The sequence below is a fragment of the Streptomyces sp. NPDC015345 genome (genome assembly GCF_043078805.1).
In the GTDB taxonomy this organism is placed as follows: domain Bacteria; phylum Actinomycetota; class Actinomycetes; order Streptomycetales; family Streptomycetaceae; genus Streptomyces.
The window spans coordinates 748,256-768,443 of the sequence record NZ_JBIBTX010000004.1 but is presented as its reverse complement, the minus strand read 5'-3'; the positions used below and the strand labels follow the sequence as shown (position 1 = coordinate 768,443).

The following is a 20,188-nucleotide window of genomic DNA, read 5'->3' as shown; positions in this document are numbered from 1 at the left end:
GAGGTGAGTGTGTACGGGTGTTCGGGCACGGGCCCACGCTACGACCTCTGCCGTGCCCACGCGGGCAACTCCCCCTGCCCAGTGCTGCGGCGGGTGCGGAAGGCCTTCTCTGGTGAACGGCGTTCTCTGTCAGCCGGCGCGCCCCTGCCGGGAATCCGATCCCGCCTTATCCGGACGCCCGGTCCACCCCGGGTGCCCGGCTGTTGTCGGCCCGTGACCGAGGTCTTGTGGGGGGCCGGGCGAAAGGGCGGGGCTCTTCGCGTCTTCTCCCCCTGGGGTTGTCCACACCCCCTGTCAGGGGGATTCCTCCATGGCCGAACGCCCCTCCCCCATGACTCAATGATCTTGGGACGAGCGCACTGACCACACACTCTCTCCAGCCATGTGAGGCAACCACCATGACGCACCTGCGAAACACCCTGGGGTCGGTGACGGCGGTAGCCGTCGCGGCGACGCTGGCGATGCCGGTGGCCACCGCCTGGGCCGGGTCCGGCGACGACCGTGGCAGAGCCGGTTACGGCCGGGCGGACCTCCAGCGGGGCCTGGACGACATCGTCCGCAAGGACGGAGTGGTGGGCGCCGAGGCCACCTTGGTGGACGGAAGGCACCGCAGCTCCGTGCGGAGCGGAACCGCCGAACTCGGCACCGACCGGCCGGTGCCGGACCATGGCTACTTCCGGATGGGCAGCAACACCAAGACCTTCGTCTCCACCGTCGTACTGCAGCTGGTCGGCGAGGGCCGCATACGCCTGGACGACACCGTCCACCAGTGGCTGCCCGGAGTGGTCGAGGGCAACGGCCATGACGGCAGACGGATCACCGTACGGCAGTTGCTGCAACACACCAGTGGCCTGCCTGATTATGCCGCGGCACTCCCCGTCCTCGACGGAAAGAAGTTTCAGGAGCACCGCTTCGACCATTACGCGCCGCGCGACCTCGTCGGCCTGGCCCTGCGGGACAAGCCCCTCTTCGAGCCCGGCAAGGGCTGGGGCTACTCCAACACCGGCTACATCCTGGCCGGGATGATCATCGAGGAGGCGACCGGCCGGCACTGGAGTGAGGAGGTTCGCGCCCGGATCATCGAACCCCTCGGACTCAAACACACCTTCTCCCCGGGCAGGCGCACCGGCCTCCCCCAGCCGCACGCCAAGGGCTATCACCAGTTCAAGCCGGGTGGTCCGCTGATCGACAGCACCGAGTTGAGCATGACCTGGGGCGGCGCGGCGGGCGACCTCATCACGACCCGGAACGACCTCACCCGCTTCTGGCAGAGACTCCTCGGCGGCAAACTGCTGAAGCCGCGGCAGATGGCGCAAATGCTCAGGACGGTGCCGGCCCCCGAAGAGGGCGAGACGTCGGTCAGGCAGGAAATGGGGCTCGGCATCTTCAAGACGCGGCTCAGCTGCGGCGGCAGCTACTGGGGGCACGGCGGGACCACCCTCGGTCATCTCAACGCCAACGGCTTCGTCGACAAGGGCAAGAAGGGGGTCATCGTGATGCGGTCCACCAACATGGCGGCGGACGACCGCGACGACCGCACCGACCAGTTCGTCGACAACGCTCTGTGCAATATGAACTGAGGGGACCCTGGACGGGACGGGCGCGAACGGAGTACCTACCTCATGCGCGCCAGGAGAGGGCCGGTCCATGCAAGGGGCCCGTACGCGCAGTACGCGTACGGGCCCCTTGATCGAGCGCTGGGCAGGCCTTGCACCTGCATTTCCCCGCAGGAAGCGGGGCGTCTTTCCTTGGACCACCAACGCATCGCTGGTTTCCGCGTGTTTCGGCGACCAGTTCAAGATCTACTGTACCCCAGGAACGTGGGCTGCTCCCAACGGCGACGCCCGTCTGATGCATGTGCTCGACTTCGGCTTCCCACCTGAGCTGAAAGCTCTCTGGCAGGTGTCCGGGATGTCGAGGTGCCGGGCAACTCGGATCTTGCTCCGGGAAAGGACCGTTTGTGAGAATCCGACCACCGCGAGCTCACGCGCTTGAGTCTCCAGCAGGGGGAGACCTGAAGGTGGGGACATGAACGGCCACACGCTCCACTCCATCGGCGAGCTGGCCCGGCGGACTGGTGCCACGGTCAAGACCATCCGGTTCTACTCCGACTGCGGACTCATACCGCCCGCCGGCCGCAGCCCGGCCGGCTACCGCCTTTACGACAACGGTGCCGTCGCACGCCTGGATCTTGTGCGAACCCTGCGTGACCTGGGTCTTGACCTCGCGGCCATCCGGAAGGTGATGGACCGGGAACTCGCGCTGTCGGAGGTCGCCGCGGCGCATGCCGAGGCGTTGGACGTGCAGATCCGAATCCTGCGGCTTCGGCGTGCGGTGCTGACCGCCGTGGCGGAGCGTGGGGCTACCCCCGAGGAGACACATCTGATGCACAGACTGGCCAAGCTTTCCGAAGTCGAACGCCAACAGCTGGTCGGCGACTTCCTCGACGCCGCCTTCGGTGGTGTGGGTACCGGCTCCATGTTCGCGGGGGTCAAACGCTCGATGACCCCGGAACTGCCGGACAGCCCCGATACGGAACAGGTCCAGGCGTGGGTGGAACTGGCCGAGCTGTCCCAGGTCCCGGACTTCCGCGACCTCATGCGGCAGTTGGCCGCGGAGCAGACGGCCGGGTACGCCCAGGGTGGTCCACCCGCGGCGCACAAGGACTTGGCTGCGATCGTCCGTGCCCAGATCGCGCCGGCCGTGGCGGCGGGGGTAGACCCGGCCTCGTTTCAGGCCGATCCGATCGTCGCGGGCCTCATGACCCGCTGTGCGCATCTCTTCGACCGCTGTGACGATGCCACGTCGCGGGAGCAGTTCCTGGTCCGACTGGAACGCATGAACGACCCCCGCAGAGAGCGGTACTCCTCGCTGCTCGCGGTGATCAACGGCTGGCCGGAGCCGGAGAGCCTGCGGCCGGTGCTCGACTGGGCCGTCATTGCTCTGCGGGCTCGGACACAGGGATGACGGGGCGGCCGCGGGGCGGCATGAACGCCCTCTTCTCCGCCAGGCAAGCGGCGCACACCCCCGGGCAGGCGCGGACAAGGGGCCGAGCCAGCGGCTGTCGGACGCGCACGCCGTGCCGTGCCGGTTACCGCCACCCTCTTGGCCCCTGACGGAGCTGAGTGCCTCGGCAGGGTCCGGTGAATACGCGGTCGAGTTGCTGGTCCAGCGCGGCGAGGATCGCCGGTTCTGGTGTGCCGTCGGGGTCGATGTGCCTGTGCAGGGCGAGTCCTTCGGCGAACGCGACGATGTGCAGGGCCTGCTCAGCCGCGTCCATCTCCTGTGGGACCTCGCCGCATACCGTGCCGTTCCTGATCGCTTGGGCGACGCGTGAGCGGATGCCTACGAGGGTCTCCTTCTGGATGTCGGCGAGGCGGGCGTGGTGCGCGGCCTGGTCCGCGAAGGCGCGGCGGACCAGGAATTCGCCGCGGCGGTCGTCGTCGAGCGGGATGAGCTCGGTCAGCGCCTGCCTCAGCATCTCGGCGATGGTGCGGCCCTCGGCCTCCCCTCGGTTCACCAGTTCCTCCACTCGTGCTGTGAAGCGCCCGTTGACGCGGGTGAACGTGGCCAGCAGCATCTCGTCCTTCGCCGTGAAGTAGTGCTGCACCAGGCCGACGGACATGCCCGCTTCCGCGGCGGTCCGCGCGACGGTCACGGAGGTGAGGCCGTCTCGCACGATCAGGCGTTGGACGGCGTCGGTGATCTGCCCGTGGCGGGCGTCATGGTCGGCGACTCTCGGCACCTGAGGACGGTATCGCGTGCTATAACCGTACGTCCATATTGCTACCCGAGAGGGCCCCGCGATGATCCGACGACGACGCTCAAGACGCCTGTTAGGCCTCGGACTTGCTCTTGCTCTCGTGCTGCCGCCCGGTATGGCCACCGCGGACCAGGCCAGTGACGGACAGACGGCCGGCAGTCGCCGTGACCCGGCCCTGCAGACCCTGGTCGACCAGGTGGTGGCCGACCCGAACCCCAACCCAGGCGCCTTCCTGCGAGCCCGCCGCGGCTCGGACGACCGCTTCGGCGCGGCCGGCCTCGCCGACCGATCCGCCGGCACGCCGATGGCGCCGGACCTTAAGTTCCGCGCCGGAAGCATCACCAAGACCTTCACCGCAACGGTCGTTCTGCAACTCGTCGCCGAGCACCGGCTGCGACTCGACGACACCGTGCAGAGCCTGCTGCCGGACCAGGTCCACACCGGCAACGCACTGGCCGGTTCGCCCATCACTGTCCGCCAGCTGCTCAACCACACGAGCGGGCTGTACGACTACATCGACGGGCTGCTCCCCCACTTCCGCAGGCTTGACCAGTACTGGCCCCGCGACCAGCTGATCGGCATCGGGCTTGCCGAACCCCGGTACTTCCCGGCTCCCGGCAGCCGATTCCGGTACTCCAACACCAACTACCTGCTGCTCGACCTGATCGTCGAACGGATCACCGACCGCGATCTGCGCACCAACCTCGAACGCCGCGTCTTCGCTCCCCTCGGGCTGCGCGACACCTCGTACCCGCTGGCGCGGACCACCATCGAGGGACCCCATGTGCACGGCTACGCGGACGTTTCGCTCCTGCTGCCGAACGCGCCGGACCCGACCCGTGCCGATGTCACAGGCTTCAGCCCCTCCGAGGCCGGGGCATCGGGCGCCCTCGTCACGACCGCGGCCGACATCGCGCGCTTCTACCGGGCCCTGCTGCAAGGACGTCTGCTGCCCCCGGGCCTGCTTCGCCGGATGCTCACCGACACGGTGCCCACGACCGGCAGTGCTCCGCCCGCTGTCGCCTACGGCCTCGGTGTCTATGTCTACGCCACCGGCTGCGGCCGTGCGTACGGCCACGGCGGCAGCGCACTCGGGTACCTGACCTTCGCCCTCAACAGCCGCGACGGGCGCGACCAACTCGTCGCCCACACCAACTGGAACTCGTTCGCCGACACCGGGATCGACGACGACTTCTGGGCTGCCTTCCAACGGGGTTACTGCCGGACGCGAACGCAGGGGTGATCAGGCGCCCTTCGCCCCCAGGCAATACGGACCGGCGCCGCACGGGGCAGGGCATTCGCCGCCGGGTCAGGCCGCCGGGGTGACGGTGGCGGCCTGCCCTTCAGACGGTGCGCCGGGGCTCCGACGCGGTCAGCGGAAGTTCACATCGCTGCACAGGAAGTAGGTCTGATCCATGTGCGACGCCTGCCAAATCGTGTAGACGACATGGCGACCGCTGTAGCCGGACGTACGCACAGGGATCGTGTAGTTCTGGCTGGGCGCGTACTTGCCGGTGCGGGCCACCAGTTCCAGGTCGCTCCAGCGCAGCGGCTGGGTGGTGGGGTCGAAGCCCTGTCGAGTGACGTAGACCAGGAAGTAGTCCGCGCCGTGACTGGCCTGGTCGTACAGCTTGACGTCGAAGTCGGCGCCGACGTCCGTGGTCTTCCATGGGCCCACGGCGTCCAGCGCGTTGTAGCGACCGCCCTCGGTCCGGCCGCCGCTGCACAGTTGGCCGTCGGGGACGGCCGCCGGGAAGTTGCCGCCGGAGCCGTTGCGGTACAGGCCGTTCCAGTTCCACATGGCGTTGGGGTCGGCCCGCCACGCCTGCCAGCACATGGGGTCGAGCGTGGCCATCGCCGGATTCTGGAAGTCGCTGCCCCAGCGCTGCCAGCAGCCGTAGTTGCGCGATGCCGGGTCGACGACCGATCCGTGGGCCACCGCGGTGCCACTCCAGGGGAGCAGGCCGAGCAGCACGGCGACGAAGGCGCTCAGGACGAGCGTCAGACGGCGCTGACTGCCGTAGGCGTAGGCCCGCTTGCCGGGGGCCCGCCCACTATGGGCATGTATATGACAACCCATGGTCTCCTTCTTTCCGTGTTTCCTTACGGCTTGACGCAGGTGATCGAGCCGACCGGCAGGTTGCTCCCGGTCGAGGTGGCCGTGAAGCCGAACGTCACGGTGCCGTCCGGCGGGATGGTGCGGTTGTGGTCGACGTTCTTGACCGTGACCGCGCCGTCGGATCCGGTACTGAAGGTGCCGTTCCAGACCTGATTGATCTTGGTGCCCGCGCCCGGCTGCCAGCGCACGGCCCATCCGTCACGGGCGGTGGTGTTGTGGTTCATCACCTCGACGGAACCCTGGAAGCCGCCGTTCCAGGAGTTCGTCACCTTGTAGAGGGCCATACATCCGGTGTGCGGGTCGCTCGGGGTCGGCGTGGGGGTGGGCGTCGGCGTGGGGGTGCTCCCCGGGTCGCGGATCCCCGTCACCTCGCCGTTGCCGCCGTCGAAGACGATGTCGGAGCAGGAGAAGAAGTTCTCCTGGCTGTCCGACCGCACCCACTGGATGAACATCATCGCGTCACCGGAGCGGCCCGAGGGCAGCTTGAGGTCCCAGTAGTAGTGACCGGATTCGCTGCCCACCGAGCCGGACTGCGGCGGGTCGGTGACGGTCTGGATGAGCTCCAGGTCGTCCCAGCCCAGCGGCTTCGTGGGCGAGTAGCCGGGCTTGGACATGTACACCCTGAAGTCTCCGGGGTGCGCCGCCCAGTTGCTGTGCTTGATCCTGATCGTCGCCCCGGAGGTGAGGTGCGTCCGGGGCCAGTCGGCGCGGGCGGCGTTGTAGCCGGTGAAGTTGTACGGGGAGCGGTCACCGGCACTGCACAGCTTGCCGTCAGGGACGTAGCCCGGGCCGCGTCCGCCCGCGTTGGAGTCGAGCACGGCGAACCAGTTGTACAGCGCGTTCGCGCCGCTCTCCGCGAGCGCCGCCTTGCACGCCGGGTTCGTCGGGTCGAGCGCGCCGGTGCTGGTCCTGGCGTCCCGGTAGCAGAGGTAGGTCCGCGATCCGGGCGTCATCGTCACACCGTGCGCCTGGGCGTCGTCCTGGCCGATCAGGGTCAGGCCGAGCCCGCTGAGCAGGGTGGCGAACACCGCCAGCAAGGACAGCGGTCGTCTCTTGTTCCTACTCCTCCGAGTCCCCCCAGTACTTCGGGTGCTTCGGGTGCTTCGGGTCATGGCGTCTCCTTCTTCGTCGTGGCCTTCGGGTCGGTCGGCACCGCCGGGTAGGCGTTCTTCACCAGCATCGAGAACTGGTCGTGGAACCAGTGACCGGCCAAGGGCGCGCCGGGCAGGGCGCCGGTCTTGCTGCCCGCGCCGGGCACGGTGTAGGAGGGATCGCACATCGGGTCCTTGCGCTTGCCCTCGTTGTTCGGGATGTCCTCGCCGGCCCCGTCGGACTCACCCGGCGGCTTGACCCACAGGAACGCGTCCAGGTGCGACTCCGGGAAGCCGGACGGCGCACTCCGCGGCGGCTGCCCGAGCCCCGCGCCGTCGACGTTGCACCACAGCCCGCGATGCGCGCGCCGGTCGGCCTTGGACTCGGCGACGTAGGTGTCGAGCGTGGTGCTCGTGCTCTCGGCGGTCGGCCGGGCGGAGCCGCCCCAGCCGTTGCGGGAGGTGTCGATGACCATGCCGGTGGAGGCGGGCCAGCCTGCCGCGACCAGAGTTCGGTGCAGGTTCCTGGTGAAGTCCGACTCGTCGAAGTTGGGGTTCCACCCGTAGAACTCGCTGGACTTGACCATGTTGCCGCCGACCGTCCTGTCCGGGTCGGTCAGGAACGGCTCCTCCAGCGGCGTGTAGTTGGAGACGTTGGTGACCAACCCGTCGACGCTGCTCAGCCCGGCCGCGGTGCCCTTCGCCACCTCGGTGTACAACTCCACGGTCTGCGCGAGGTTGGTGTCCCAGCCGAGCCAGCCGGAGTGCGCGACGTCGAGATACGTATAGACGTTGGGGATGGCGTGCAGCTTGTCCAGGGCGTACTGGGCGGCCTTTACGTAGATGCCGCTGCTCTTGGCCTGGGCGCACTCCGGGTCGGCGGTGTTGGTCACCAGGTTCGGCAGACCGTCCGGTTCGATGACCGTGGTGATGCGGACGTTCCGGTACTTGGGGTTCTTGAAGACGCTCGCGATGCCGTCGATGTAGTCGTTCTTGTAGCGGTCGAGGCCCGCCTGGGTCAGCGGCAGTTCGCCGTTGGAGGCCAGGGACGCGCAGTCCCTCCCCGGCAGGTCGTACACGACGAACGTGGCCGTGATCGGCTTCCCGGGCTTCTTCTGGGCCAGCGCCAGGTCGAGGTGGTCGGCCAGGCTCTTGCGGCCGGCGTTGGCGTCGCCGCCGTGGATCGCCGCGATCCGGTCCAGCCAGACGGCGGTGGGATATCTCTTGACCTTCTCCATCTTGGCCTTGAGAGCGGTGTCCGAGGTCTTGGCGATGGAACGCTTGACGTTGGCCGCGTAGTCGGGGTTGACGTAGAAGCTCGCGCCGGCGAAGGGGTTGTCGACGTGCGCTTTCGCGGAGGCGGGAGCCTCCGCGGCGTGTGCCGCCGAGGCGGCCGCGGGCCCTCCCATGAGCTGTCCCGCCCCACCGAGCATCAGGGTGGCCAGGACGGTGGCCAGGGCCACCGACCGACGTCGGCGCGGGCGCATCGGGCCTGGGCCGGCCGATCTGTTCGAGTCGGTCATCGTGTCTCCTCAGGGATCCGGAGGGCGTCGGAGTGCGGGCGGGCCCCGGGACGGGCGGCGCCGATGAGGACGGTCGACGAGAAGGAGTTCACCGACAGCCCCGTGCCGTTCCGCCAGGGCTCGAACCCGGCCTGAACACTCGTCAGGTACCAGTCGCTGCGGGCCATGCCGCGGGCGACGGCCTGCCGGACGAAGTCCATGACGTCGAAGCTCCAGCTCGTGATGACCGACGGGGCGACGAAGCTCAGCACGTCGTTGCCGCCGTTGTGGCCCGACCAGACCTGCCAGGTGCGGCCGGCCACGGTGGCCGTGCCCACCTGCGAGCCGATGGGCTGGATCGGACCCACCTTGTTGAACCAGACCATGATCTCGGTCCGGTTCACGCCGTCCTTCCGTGGCGTCGGGTCGAGCCAGATGTCGTACGAGGCGTTGTAGACCGCGTCGCTGACATAGCCGTACGAAATGCTGGTGGGCGCGCTGGAGATGGTGCTGAGCCGTGCCGGAAGGTTGGTCCCCGGCGAACAGTTGGCGTAGTGGCAGCCGTTGAAGAGGGACGGGTATGACTTGGGGGCGCCGTCGAGCGGCACGGAACCGTCGGCCCGGGTGACCTTGAAGCCCGCGTCCGAGACGGAGACGCACTGCGTCTCGCTGGTGCCCCAGCGGTTGTTCTGGGCGACGTAGCGCCCCTGGACCGTGGTCGAGCCGAATGGTTCGCAGATCGTGGTGTCGGCCTGCGCCGGTGCCGTCCCGGTGACAAGCGTGGTGCCGAGCGCGGCGACGACGGCGAGAGCCGTGATGAGCCTTCCCAACAGGCCGTGCGGGGCGCTGACTTGATGCGGTAACGGTCGCATGCGGGGGGCCTCTCGTGAGAGTGCGGGGGGCGACCTCGTGGACGCGCTCCCGTCTCCCCCATGATGGGAGCGCTCCCACCGGTGGTTCGGTCGGGGACTCTAAAAGGCCTGCATGTTCCTGACAAGGGCAGGCGCGGCAATCCGGCGACGGAATTTTCGAAAGAGCAGGTCAAAGGAGGTGCCGATGAGTGAAGCCCGGAGTCGCAGGCCGCGCCCCGCTACGGCACGGCCATGCCGCAACCGCTGACGGGACTCCCGCGCGGCCCGCCCCAGACCACTGGTGACCGCAGGCTCACGCGGGATCGGGCGTGCGGTGGCCGTGCGGCTCGCCGCGGAGGGGCGCTGGTCGCGGTCCACCACGGCGGCAATCGCGCGGCCGCCGCGGAGACCGTGGCACGGACCGTCGAGGCCGGCGGCCGGGCGTTCGCGGTGCTCACCGAGGAGGAGTTCGACCGTCTGTTGGCGGCACGCCGAGATTCCCGAGGCGGTCGCCCGTCTTGCGGCCCGACGTCTCCGGCGGTACCTGCCTCGGGCCGATCGCGGCCGGGTGAAGCGCCCGCACCTCCGGTCCTTGCCCGTGTGCCGGTGCGCAGCACGCTCCGGCACACGGGTGTGGCTTCATTCGGCCAGGTAGACGCGGGCTGCGGCGATCGGGCGGTCGGTCGCCTTGCGGGGTGTCGAGGAGTTCACGCTCCAGCGGTAGCCGGCGAAGAGCTTCGTGGTGGGGTCCGCGTAGAACACCATGTGGCCGTAGCCGACGCCGTTGCTCTCCGCCCAGCCCGCGGTGCCGTCGGCCGCCTCCTCGATACGGGTGTCGGGGAAGCCCCGGTACGTCGCCTCGGCGCCCTCGGAGGCGGCCGGATTGCCGTGCGGGTCGCTGGTGCAGTCGATGACCTCGAAGACGTACGGGACAACGCCCTCCCCGACCTTGCCGTCCACCGGGGAAGCCAGCGTGCCCTTGCGCTCCCGGATCATGACGATGTGCCCGGTGTACGGCTGGGTGGTGACATCCGGGTCGTAGTCGAAAGCGACCAGGTCCCCGGGGCGGAGGTTGACCGGCTTGGTCACTCCGGTGAAGTGCGGGACGGACGCCGCGTTCGTGAAGCCCTCACGGAACTTCTCCGCCGTCGGATAGAACTTGCCGGGCTCGGTCTTGAAGTACTGGCTGAAGTACTCCCTGGTCGCCCAGCCGTACGCCGTGCCAGTGCCATAGGCACGCTGCAGGACCATGGTCAGGAACGACGAGCACTGGGCCAGTGCGGAGAACTGCTCCGGGTGGCCGGGTGCGCCCCAGACGAGGGAGGAGTTCTCGTCCGGGAACTGCCCCGCCGTCTTGTAGCGATTGGCTCCGTCGCTCCACGGCCGCATCCGCAGATAGTCGATCAGCGTTTCGGCCTCGATCTGGTGCGGCAGCTTCAGCTGGTACGGGCTCGGCGTCGGCGCCTCGGCGGCCGACGCGCTACCCGCCGCCGAGCCGGCCATCACCACGGCGCCCGCACCGGCCGAGCCCGCCAGCAGTCTTCGGCGGCTGAGTGAGTGACCTGTCATGGTTGTTTCCCCCCGGATCCGGATGGTCGGACATCGTTTCCCGATCCTATGTCCGGAGGATCATGGGGGTCGCGGCGCCCGGTCGGCGTACCCCGTGACGGGCGGTGCGGAACGGCGTCCGGGGGGTTCCTGGGACTGAAGTGTGCTGAGTGGCTCATGATCGGGCACGTGAATGGGATGCCGGACGTATCAGCACCCGTGATCAAACTGGTGCGGCGGACCACCGAACCCGTCGCGGCGCAGACGCTGCGCTCCACGGCCGCCGCCGTCATCTCCTTCAGCGTCGCCCTGATGGTCCTGCCCGCGCAACCCGCTCCCCTGACGGCCCCGCTGACCGCGCTCCTGGTCGTCCAGGTCACCCTGTACGCGACCCTCACCACCGGCATTCGGCGCGTGAACTCCGTCGTCGTCGGTGTCCTCATCGCCATCGGCTTCACCGCCCTGGTCGGGCTGACCTGGTGGAGCCTTGGCCTGACGATCTTCACCTCGCTGATCATCGGCCGTTTCGTACGGGTGAACGAGTTTGTGCCCGAGGTGGCGATCAGCGCGATGCTGGTCCTGGGTGTCTCCCAGGCCACGTCGGCGGCCTGGCACCGGGTACTGGAGACACTGATCGGCGCCGGGGTGGGCCTGCTGTTCAACCTGCTGTTCGCGCCCCCGGTGTGGACCCAGTCGGCGGGGGCGTCCATCGACGGGCTGGCGCGCGGGATGGGCAACATGTTCCGCACCATGGGTGCTGAGATCGCCGGGGGTCACCTCCCCTTCCCGCACGCGGCCGCCCGGCTGCACGAGGCGCGGCGGCTCGACCACGACATCGTGGAGGTCGACGCCTCGCTGCGGCAGGCGGAGGAGAGCCTGCGGATGAACCCACGCGTACGGGAGGGGCTGCTGTCCCGGGTGGTGCTGCGGACGGGCCTTGACACCCTGGAGATCTGCGCGGTGGTGCTGCGGGTGCTGACCCGGAGCCTGACGGACCTGGCGAAGTTCCGTACGGAGGAGTCGCTGTTCCCGCCGGACGTGTCGGCCGGCATCAAGGAGCTGTTCGAACAGCTGGCCGACGCCATCGAGAGCTTCGCCCGGCTGATCACCACCCAGGTGGCCGCCAACGCCGAGGACGCCGAGGAGCGGCTGACCGCCGCCCTGGCCGCGAGCCGGGTCACCCGCGACCGGGTCGCCGACATGCTGCTTGAGGACGTACAGGAGCACCCCAGGCAGTGGCAGCTGCACGGCGCCCTGCTCGCCGAGGTCGACCGGATCCTCGACGAGCTGGACCTCCACAAGCGCACCGAGCGCCTCATGCAGGAGCTGGACCGCCACTCGGCGGAGGTCAGCGAGCGCCACCCGCGGCTCGCGGCGCTGCGCCGCCGGCTGCGCGGCGAGAGCGGCAGGGAGCGGCGGCCGACCGTCGAGGCGTGAGGCCGGCACACGCGGAACTCCACGCCCCGTCTCGCCGGTGCGCGGGCCGGTTCAGTAGCCGTAGATCATCTTGTACGCGACTTCCGGGAGGAACTGACCGGCCGAAGAGCCGGCTCCGGCGCCGCAGTCACCGTCGGACTCGCCCGGGACCTTGATCCACAGCAGCATCTCGGCGCCTCCGCCCAACTGGGTGGGGGTGCCGATACGGCGGCCCGAGGGGTTGCACCACTGCCCGTCGGAGCCGTTGCCGTTGCGGCTCGTGTCGACGACGAACGGCTTGGTGTAGCCGTACCGGGCGCTGAGTTCCCTGTTGACGGCGTTGCCGTACGCGGTGTTCTCGGCCGTGGTCAGGTAGTTGGAGACGTTGAGCGAGAAGCCGTGGGCCTGTCGGACGCCGGCTTCGTGGAGACGCCGGGCCATGGTCGCCGCGCTCGCCCAGCCCGGATTGCCGGCGTCGAGATAGACCCACGTGTGGGGCGCTCGGCGGTTGAACTCGGCGAGCGCGCCGGTGAGCATGACCTCGCGTTCGTCGATCTGGGCCTGGGTCATGCAGCCGTAGTCCCCGAGGGAGTCCGGTTCGAGGACGACGACGGCCGGGCGGTCCGCGATCCCGCCCGCGAACTGTGCGATCCAGTTCGCGTAGGCGGACGGCGAGGAGGCACCGCCTCCGGAGTGCCCGCCGCAGTAGTCGCGGTTGTAGATGTTGTAGGCGACGAGGACGGGCAGCTTGTCCCGGGCATCCGCGGCGCCCACGTACGCACCGGTGGCGGTGCCGATGGTGCCGCTCCACGAGCCGAACCAGCGGGCCATCGGGGTCTTGGCGATGGCGGCGTCGATCGCGGGCGCCCGGCCGTCGCGGGGGTTGGCGGCGACCCACCGCCGGGCGCTTGAGTCGGGGTCCACGTAGAAACCGTTGGTCATGCTCGTCGGGTCGGCCGCCTGGGCGGACGGTGCGGCGGCGAGTGTCAGCGACAGTGCGGAGAGTGCTGCCAGCAGGGTGAGCAGTCTGCGGCGCATGACGGTACCTCGGCTTTCTGGCAGGGACGCATGGGATGTGTCGGATGGTCGGCCGAGCGCGAGGGAGCGCTCCCACCACGGAAGCGCTCCCCCACGGCACGGTCGGTCAGCGGGTCACACGGCTGACGTGTGGTCGCTGGGCAGAGCGTGTGCGGCTCAGGGCGCCCTGCGCGTGGCGGCGGGCGTGCCGCCCAGCGTCGTCAGGACCGCGTTGTACGCCGGCTTCTTGTTGCCGTTGCGGTCGAACAGCAGCGGGTTCTCGCCGCTGCGCCAGGAGTCGCTGTCGCGGATGCCCCAGACGGTGATGCCGGTGCAGCGCGCGACGTTCATGCAGGCCCTGACCGTGTTCGCGTACGCGGTCGGCGACGCCTGCGCGATGTCCAGTTCGGTGATCTGGACGTCCACGCCGAGTGCGGCGAAGTTCGACAGCGTCGTCTGGAAACTGGCGGGCGGCCCGCCGGCGCCGAAGTGTGCCTGGAGGCCGACGCAGTCGATGGGCACACCCCGCGCCTTGAAGTCGCGCACCATACGGTAGGTGCCCTGGGTCTTGGCGTCGTTCCAGTTCTCGATGTTGTAGTCGTTGTAGCAGAGCTTGGCCGCCGGGTCGGTGGACCGGGCGGTCCGGAACGCCTGCTCGATGAAGCCGTCGCCGAGCACGTCCCGGAAGACCGAGCTGCGGAGCTGGCCGCTGGGCCCGTCGGCGAAGGCCTCGTTGACCACGTCCCAGGAGTGGATCCGGCCCTTGTAGCGGTTCATCACGGTGGTGATGTGGTGGTTCATCACGCCGCGCAGGGTGTTCGCGTCCCTGATGGAGCTGACCCAGCCCGGCAGTTGGGAGTGCCAGACCAGGGTGTGGCCGCGCACGCGCTGACCGCGGGCCGTTGCGCCGTTGACGATCTGGTCGGCGGGGCCGAAGTTGAACGAGCCGCGGGACGGTTCCGTGGCGTCCCACTTCATCTCGTTCTCGGGCGTGACGCTGTTGAACTCACGGCCCAGGATCCCGGTGTACGTGCCGTCCCCGAGCTTTCCGGCGGCCACGGCGGTGCCGAAGTAGCGTCCGGACTGGGCGGCTTGGGCACCCAGCGTGGATGCCCGGGGCGTGGTGTCGGGCACGGCGGCAGCGGTGCCGGTGGCCATCAGGACCGCGGCTGCCAGCAGGGACATCACCGGGGTTCGGCGAAGGCCGGGCCTCTTCAGTGGGTTCATGGTTCTCCTCGTGCGGTTGGGTGTGGATGGGTGGGTGGTGCGGCAGGTGGATGGTGCGGTCGGTGGGATCGGTTCAGGGCGTGGGCGGATCGGAGCTCGGCCGCGGTCTACTTGACACTCATCTCGCACCACATGCGGCGCTCGTGCCCGACCTCGCGTACCGGTCCCGTCAGGGTGAGCGGCACCGTGTGGTGGACGTGGTCGCTGGAGGCGGCGACGCGCAGTTCGAGGGCGCCGGGCTCGACGACGCGGCGGCCGTCGGCGCCGGTGTACGCGGCGAGGTCGGCGGGGAACGTGGCGTGCACCTCGGCCGACTCCCCCGCCTCCAGCGGCACCCGGGCGTAGCCGACGAGCCGGACCTCGGGACGGGCGACGGTGCCGACCGGGTCATGCAGATAGAGCTGGACGACTTCGGTTCCGGGACGCTCTCCCGTGTTGCGGACGGTCAGCCGCAGCGTGGCCTCGCCGTCAGTGGCGAACTCCTCGGCCTCGTACAGCGGTTGGCTCCAGCTGAACGTGGTGTAGGACAGGCCGTGCCCGAACGGGTACAGGGGCGTCGGGTCCACGGTGCTGGGGAAGCCGTGCCGGCCGAGTGGCGGCGCGAGGTACGGTGCGGGCTGGCCGCCCGGTCCGCGCGGCACCCCGACGGGCAGGCGCCCTGAGGGGCCGACCCGGCCGGAGAGGACGCCCGCGACGGCGCTGCCGCCCTCCTGTCCGGGGAAGAACGCCTGGACGACGGCGGCGGCCTTCTCCGCCCAGCGGCCGAGCGCGTAGGGCCTTCCGCTGAGTACGACGATGACGACCGGCGGGCCGCAGGTCATCGCATCGTCGAGCAACGCGTCTTGCCCGTAGGGCAGTTGGAGGTCCTCGGCATCACAGCCCTCGCCCGACGAGCCGCGCCCGAACAGGCCCGACCGGTCCCCGACCACGGCCAGGCAGACGTCGGCGGCTGCCGGATCGTCGACGAACACGGCGTCCGGGAACTCGACGCGCAGCGCCTCGGCGAGCGTCGGAACCTCGACCCCTGTGGGCAGTTCGGGATGGTGCACGCCCACGTGCCGGGGGAACGTGTAGCACCCGAGCATCGCGGCCTGCTCGTCGGCGAGCGGGCCGACGACGGCGAGGCGCAACCCGTTGCCGAGCGGCAGCGTCCCGGAGTCGTTGGCGAGCAGCACGACCGACTCCTCGGCGACCTTCCGCGCCAGCTCCCGCATGTGCGGCGGGTTCAGGTCGACGGGCGCCCCGCCCGTGACGGGTTCCCAGTCCGGGTCGAGCAGCCCCAGTTCGCACTTCTGCGTGAGGACGCGCAGCGCGGCCCGGTCGAGCAGGTCCCCGGGAAGTGGGTCGGCGGGGTGGAGACAGCGGGCCGCCGGCAGCTCCACGTCGATGCCGGCCGCCAGGGCGAGCCGTGCGGCACGGCCCTGCCCGTCTGCGATCCGGTGCGCCTCCTCGAGGAGCGAGACGCCGTAGTAGTCCGACACCACGGTTCCCGTGAACTGCCAGCGGTCGCGCAGGAGTTGGGTGAGCAGTTCCGGGTGGGCGTGGGCGGGCAGGCCGTCGACGTCGTTGTAGGCGGGCATCACGGAGCGGGCGCCGCCGTCGCGTACCGCCATTTCGAACGGCGGCAGGATCACGTCCGCGAGCTCTCTCGGGCCGAGCGAGGCGGGCGCGTGGTTGCGGGCGGCGCGTGAGGCCGAGTATCCGGCGAAGTGCTTGAGCGTGGCGACGATCCCGGCAGCCTCCAGGCCTCGCACGTAGGCGGTGCCGATGGTGCCGACGAGGTATGGATCCTCGCCGATCGACTCCTCGGTCCGGCCCCAGCGCGGGTCCCGCACGACGTCCAGGACCGGAGCGAGTCCCTGGTGGACGCCGACGGCGCGCATCGATCTGCCGATTGCCTGCGCCATCTCGGTGATCAGCACCGGGTCGTAGGTGGCGCCCCAGGCCAGCGGGGTCGGAAAGACGGTGGCCCGCCAGGCGGTGAACCCGGTCAAGCACTCCTCGTGGGCGATCGCGGGCAGGGCGAATCGGTTGCCTGCGCGGACCGTGCGCTGGAGTTCGGCGAGGCGGGCGACCCCCTCGGCGGGTTCGAGGGGCACGGTGCCGAATGGGCGGGTGAGATGGCCGAGGCCATGGGGCAGCAGGGTGTCGAGGAGGGTACTGCGGGCCGCGTAGGTGTGCTGTCCGGGGGCGACGTCGGTGGCCCCGTCGGCGGCGGGCTCGGCGCCGATCCATACGCTGGACAGCTGAGCGGTCTTCTCCTCGGCGGTCATCCGGGCAAGCAGGTCCGCCGCCCGGACGTGGACGGGCAGGGTGGTGTCCTGCCATGGCTCGACCATGGAACTCCTCAGGTGCGGTGCGAAACGGGGTCGTCGGCGCCTGGGTGCTCAGCCCTTGGTGGCGCCCATGGTGATGCCCCCGACCAACTGCCGTTCGGCGACGGCGTAGAAGGCGAGGGCGGGCAGCATCGCGAGGACGAGATAGGCGAAGACGCGGGCGATGTCGGTGCCGTACTGACCCTGGAACTGCTGGACGCCGATGGGGATCGTCCACCAGGTCTGCTCACTGAACACCAGCAGCGGCAGCAGGAAGTTGTTCCAGCTGCCGACGACGGCGAGGATGGAGACGGTCCCGAGCGCGGGCCGTGCCATGGGCAGCAGGATCCGCCAGAAGAAGCCGAACGCCGAGCAGCCGTCGAGGGTGGCGGCCTCCTCCAGTTCGCCGGGGATCTCCCGGAAGAAGCCGCGCAGGATGACGATGGTCATCGGCAGTCCGAAGGCGGCCTGCGGCAGGATCACGCCCCAGGGGTTGTCGAGCAGCCCGAAGGTGCGCAACAGGACGAAGAGCGGCAGGATCGCCACGGCGAACGGGAACATCAGCCCCACGGTGAAGAGGGTGAAGAGCAACTCGCGGCCGCGGAAGGCGAATCGGGCGAGCGCGAAGGCGGCGAGGGCCGCGGCGCCCACCGTCAGCACGGTCGTCCCGACGGCGATCATCGTGGAGGCGCCCAGCATGCGCCAGAACGAGCCGGAGGCGAGTACGTCGGTGTAGTTGGACGTCACCCACGGCGAGGGCAGGCCGAACGTGTTGCGGGAGAGCTGGCCGGTGGACTTGAACCCGGACACGAACGCGTACAGCAGTGGTGTGACCATCACGGCACCGACCAGCCACACCACGACGTACAGCGGCACGGAGCGCAGCGTGCGGCGTGTGCCCGCGCTCATCGGGAGGCTCGCATGGCGGTGAGGGCTCCTTGGGTGTCTCGGCGCAGCACGGATCGCTGGTAGATGAGGGCGAAGACGAGGCTGATGAGGAACATGGCGATGCTGATCGCGCTGGCGTAGCCCATCTGGTAGCGCTTGAAGCCGAACTGGAACATGGTCACGGCCATGGTCTCGGAGTGGTGGTCGGGGCCACCCTGCGTGACCACCCACACCAGGTCGAAGAGCTGGATGGCGCCGATCACGGAGAGGAAGACGCTGATGCGGACCGTCGGTCCCAGCAGGGGCAGGGTGATGTGGCGGAAGCGCTGCCAGGGGCCCGCGCCGTCGATGCGGGCCGCCTCGTGCAGTTCGGTGGGGATGCCCTGTAGTCCGGCGAGGTACAGCATCATGTGGAAGCCGAAGTACTTCCATGTCATGACGAGGAACAGGGTCGGCAGCACATGGTCCTGGTCCGCGAACCACAGCCCGCCGAGGCCGTCGAGACCGACCGAGCCGAGCACCTTGTCGGCGAGCCCGTCGTCGGGCGCGAAGATCATGGAAAAGAGGACGCCCGTGATGACCTCGGAGAGGACGTAGGGGGCGAAGAACAGCATGCGGTACAGGGCCCGCCCGCGCAGTTTCCGGTTGAGCAGCACGGCCATCCCGAGCGCGAACGGCAGCTGCACGCACACCGAGAACAGCACGAGCAGCAGGCCGCGCCACAGGTCGCCGAGGAAGACCGGGTCGTGGATGAGCCGGGTGTAGTTGTCGAGACCGGCGTAGTCCGAAGGGGCCCCGAAGCCGCCCCAGTTGAAGAGGCTGACGTAGACGGCGTACAGGATCGGGGCGAGCACGAGTGCGCCGAACAGGAGCAGGGCGGGCAGGGTGAAGCAGAAGGCGGTCAGCCAGTCGGCGGCCCGTCGGGTCAGCGGCCGGCTCGTCCCGGTCTCCGGCGGCCTCGGTGGCGCGGGCGCCGGGTCCTTCACGTACGTGGAGGTCATGTCGGTCACTGGCTCTTCGCTACCTGGGTGACCGAACGGGCCACCTGCTCGGGCGACTTGGACCCGGCGATCAGGGCGGCCACCGAGTCGTTGATCTCCTGGCCGACGGCGGGCGGGTACGCCTGGTCGAGGTAGAGCTGGAAGTCGGTCGCCTTGTCGACGGCGTCGGAGACGAGCTTGAGATTGCGGTCGGTCAGGGCGCTGATCGCGTCCTTGACGACGGGCATGATCGAGCCCTTCGTCACGAGGACGCGGTCGGACTCGGCCGTCATGAAGAACCTCAGGAAGTCGACGGCCGCCTTGGGCGCGCCCTTGCGCACCGCGTAGCCACCTCCGCCGCCGAAGATGTCGGTGCGGGCGCCCTTGCCTCCGGTGACCGCGGGGAAGGGGAAGAACCCGAGGTCCTTGCCGATGCCCTTGCCCGCGTCGGCCTGCGCGACGGGCGCCCACTGGCCCATCAGCTCCATGGCCGCCTTGCCGTTGCCCATGGCGGCCGCCTCCCCGTTGGGCGCCGAGTACGCGGCACCGAGGTGGCCCTTCTGGAACGGCCGGAGCGCGACGAGCTCCTTGAGGTGCTCGCCCGCCTTGACGAAGTCGTCGCCGGTGAAGTCCTTGGCGTCAGCGGCTTTCCGCATGCCGTCGACCCCGGCGATCCGCATGGACAGGTAGGCCCAGTAGTACATGCCGGGCCACTTCTCCTTGCCCGCGAGGGCGATGGGGGTGATCCCGGCGCTCTTCAGCTTCTTGACCACGTCGAGGTAGCCGTCCCAGGTGGCGGGCGGCGCCTTGACACCTGCCTCGGCGAACAGCGCCTTGTTGTACCAGAAGCCCACCGCGCCTATCTCGAACGGTACGGCGTACGTCTTTCCGTCGATCTGGTAGGGCTTCAGCGAAGCCGCCAGGAGGGTGTCCGACCAGGGCTGGACCGAGGGGGTCAGGTCCTCGACCAGGCCGGCGTCGATCTGCTGCTGGAGTACGCCGCCGCCCCACGTGTGGTAGATGTCCGGAAGCTTTCCGGAACTGGTCAGCGCCGTCATCTTCGACTTGTAGGCGTCGTTCTCCATCGTGACGAGCTTGATGCGCACATCGGGATGCTCGGCCTCGAACGCCTTGGCGCGCTCGGGCCAGACGGACTTCGACGGCTCCGTGGTCTGGATGTTCCACCACTCCACGACGGTCCGGCCCTCGCTGTCGGTGGTGGATCCGGAGTCCGAGCAGGCGGAGAGACCGGCCGCGCCCAGCCCCGCAGCCGACGCGGCCCCCAGGAACCGGCGGCGTGAGAGGGCTGAGGACGCGGCGCCGGACGCGGACGTGACGGCTCGGTCGAAGGCTGGCATGGCGCACCTTCCGGAATGGTTCCGAGAATTATCGGGACGGCCATGGAAGTTACGGGCATACGTCGGAGGCGTCAACGGCTCAGGCAGAAAAGGCCGTTGACGCCCCCGGAGTA

Annotated in this window: 14 protein-coding genes and 2 pseudogenes; 4 read left to right on the top strand and 12 right to left on the bottom strand. The window is 69.5% G+C overall.

The features are described 5' to 3' along the window. The first annotated feature begins 398 nt into the window (after positions 1-398). Positions 399-1,580 (top strand): serine hydrolase domain-containing protein, encoded by a 1,182-nt coding sequence (locus tag ACF062_RS20565; RefSeq protein ID WP_392140026.1) that lies wholly within the window; start codon positions 399-401, stop codon positions 1,578-1,580. A gap of 448 nt (positions 1,581-2,028) precedes the next feature. Further along, positions 2,029-2,967: a MerR family transcriptional regulator gene (locus ACF062_RS20560; RefSeq protein WP_392140024.1), complete on the top strand. Its 939-nt coding sequence runs from the start codon at positions 2,029-2,031 to the stop codon at positions 2,965-2,967. Between the two features lie 124 nt (positions 2,968-3,091). Here ACF062_RS20560 and ACF062_RS20555 read toward each other — a convergent pair whose 3' ends face one another. After that, positions 3,092-3,745 carry a TetR/AcrR family transcriptional regulator gene (locus ACF062_RS20555; protein WP_392140023.1) on the bottom strand — a complete coding sequence of 218 codons (654 nt, stop codon included), beginning with the start codon at positions 3,743-3,745 and terminating at the stop codon, positions 3,092-3,094. Positions 3,746-3,863: 118 nt separating this feature from the next. On the opposite strand from ACF062_RS20555, the gene ACF062_RS20550 reads away from it, so the two are divergent. Continuing rightward, positions 3,864-5,006: a serine hydrolase domain-containing protein gene (locus tag ACF062_RS20550; protein WP_392140021.1), complete on the top strand. Its 1,143-nt coding sequence runs from the start codon at positions 3,864-3,866 to the stop codon at positions 5,004-5,006. Between the two features lie 129 nt (positions 5,007-5,135). On the opposite strand, the gene ACF062_RS20545 is transcribed toward ACF062_RS20550, so the two are convergent. The 5 genes and pseudogenes from ACF062_RS20545 to ACF062_RS20525 all read right to left on the bottom strand — a co-directional run bounded on the left by ACF062_RS20545 (position 5,136) and on the right by ACF062_RS20525 (position 10,895). Continuing rightward, positions 5,136-5,843, bottom strand: coding sequence for a lytic polysaccharide monooxygenase (locus tag ACF062_RS20545; RefSeq protein ID WP_392140019.1), 708 nt, complete (start codon positions 5,841-5,843; stop codon positions 5,136-5,138). A 23-nt stretch (positions 5,844-5,866) separates the two neighbouring features. Beyond that, positions 5,867-6,994, bottom strand: coding sequence for a lytic polysaccharide monooxygenase (locus ACF062_RS20540; RefSeq protein WP_392140017.1), 1,128 nt, complete (start codon positions 6,992-6,994; stop codon positions 5,867-5,869). Beyond that, positions 6,991-8,496 (bottom strand): glycoside hydrolase family 6 protein, encoded by a 1,506-nt coding sequence (locus ACF062_RS20535; protein ID WP_392140015.1) that lies wholly within the window; start codon positions 8,494-8,496, stop codon positions 6,991-6,993. The genes ACF062_RS20540 and ACF062_RS20535 overlap by 4 nt, the downstream gene beginning before the upstream one ends. Positions 8,497-8,540: 44 nt before the next feature. Continuing rightward, positions 8,541-9,347, bottom strand: a pseudogene (locus tag ACF062_RS20530) (glycosyl hydrolase family 5); the annotation flags it as partial. 618 nt (positions 9,348-9,965) lie between these two features. After that, the gene (locus ACF062_RS20525) at positions 9,966-10,895 is read right to left on the bottom strand and encodes a hypothetical protein (protein WP_392140013.1); all 930 of its coding nucleotides are present in this window, start codon (positions 10,893-10,895) and stop codon (positions 9,966-9,968) included. 177 nt (positions 10,896-11,072) lie between these two features. Between ACF062_RS20525 and ACF062_RS20520 the strand changes: the two genes are divergently transcribed. After that, on the top strand, positions 11,073-12,311 hold the full coding sequence (locus ACF062_RS20520) for an aromatic acid exporter family protein (RefSeq protein WP_223778865.1): 1,239 nt from the start codon (positions 11,073-11,075) through the stop codon (positions 12,309-12,311). Between the two features lie 51 nt (positions 12,312-12,362). On the opposite strand, the gene ACF062_RS20515 is transcribed toward ACF062_RS20520, so the two are convergent. The 6 genes and pseudogenes from ACF062_RS20515 to ACF062_RS20490 all read right to left on the bottom strand — a co-directional run bounded on the left by ACF062_RS20515 (position 12,363) and on the right by ACF062_RS20490 (position 20,075). Next, complete coding sequence (locus ACF062_RS20515; protein ID WP_392140011.1) at positions 12,363-13,328, bottom strand: glycoside hydrolase family 6 protein; 966 nt, start codon at positions 13,326-13,328, stop codon at positions 12,363-12,365. Positions 13,329-13,487: 159 nt separating this feature from the next. Then, positions 13,488-14,534 (bottom strand): annotated as a pseudogene (locus ACF062_RS20510) (endo-1,4-beta-xylanase); the annotation flags it as partial. Positions 14,535-14,641: 107 nt separating this feature from the next. Beyond that, complete coding sequence (locus tag ACF062_RS20505) at positions 14,642-16,873, bottom strand: glycoside hydrolase family 3 N-terminal domain-containing protein (protein ID WP_392140010.1); 2,232 nt, start codon at positions 16,871-16,873, stop codon at positions 14,642-14,644. Between the two features lie 48 nt (positions 16,874-16,921). Next, positions 16,922-17,758 carry a carbohydrate ABC transporter permease gene (locus ACF062_RS20500; RefSeq protein WP_392140008.1) on the bottom strand — a complete coding sequence of 279 codons (837 nt, stop codon included), beginning with the start codon at positions 17,756-17,758 and terminating at the stop codon, positions 16,922-16,924. After that, positions 17,755-18,738, bottom strand: coding sequence for a carbohydrate ABC transporter permease (locus ACF062_RS20495; protein ID WP_392140260.1), 984 nt, complete (start codon positions 18,736-18,738; stop codon positions 17,755-17,757). The genes ACF062_RS20500 and ACF062_RS20495 overlap by 4 nt, the downstream gene beginning before the upstream one ends. Before the next feature lie 5 nt (positions 18,739-18,743). Beyond that, on the bottom strand, positions 18,744-20,075 hold the full coding sequence (locus tag ACF062_RS20490) for an extracellular solute-binding protein (protein ID WP_392140006.1): 1,332 nt from the start codon (positions 20,073-20,075) through the stop codon (positions 18,744-18,746). Positions 20,076-20,188: the final 113 nt, after the last annotated feature.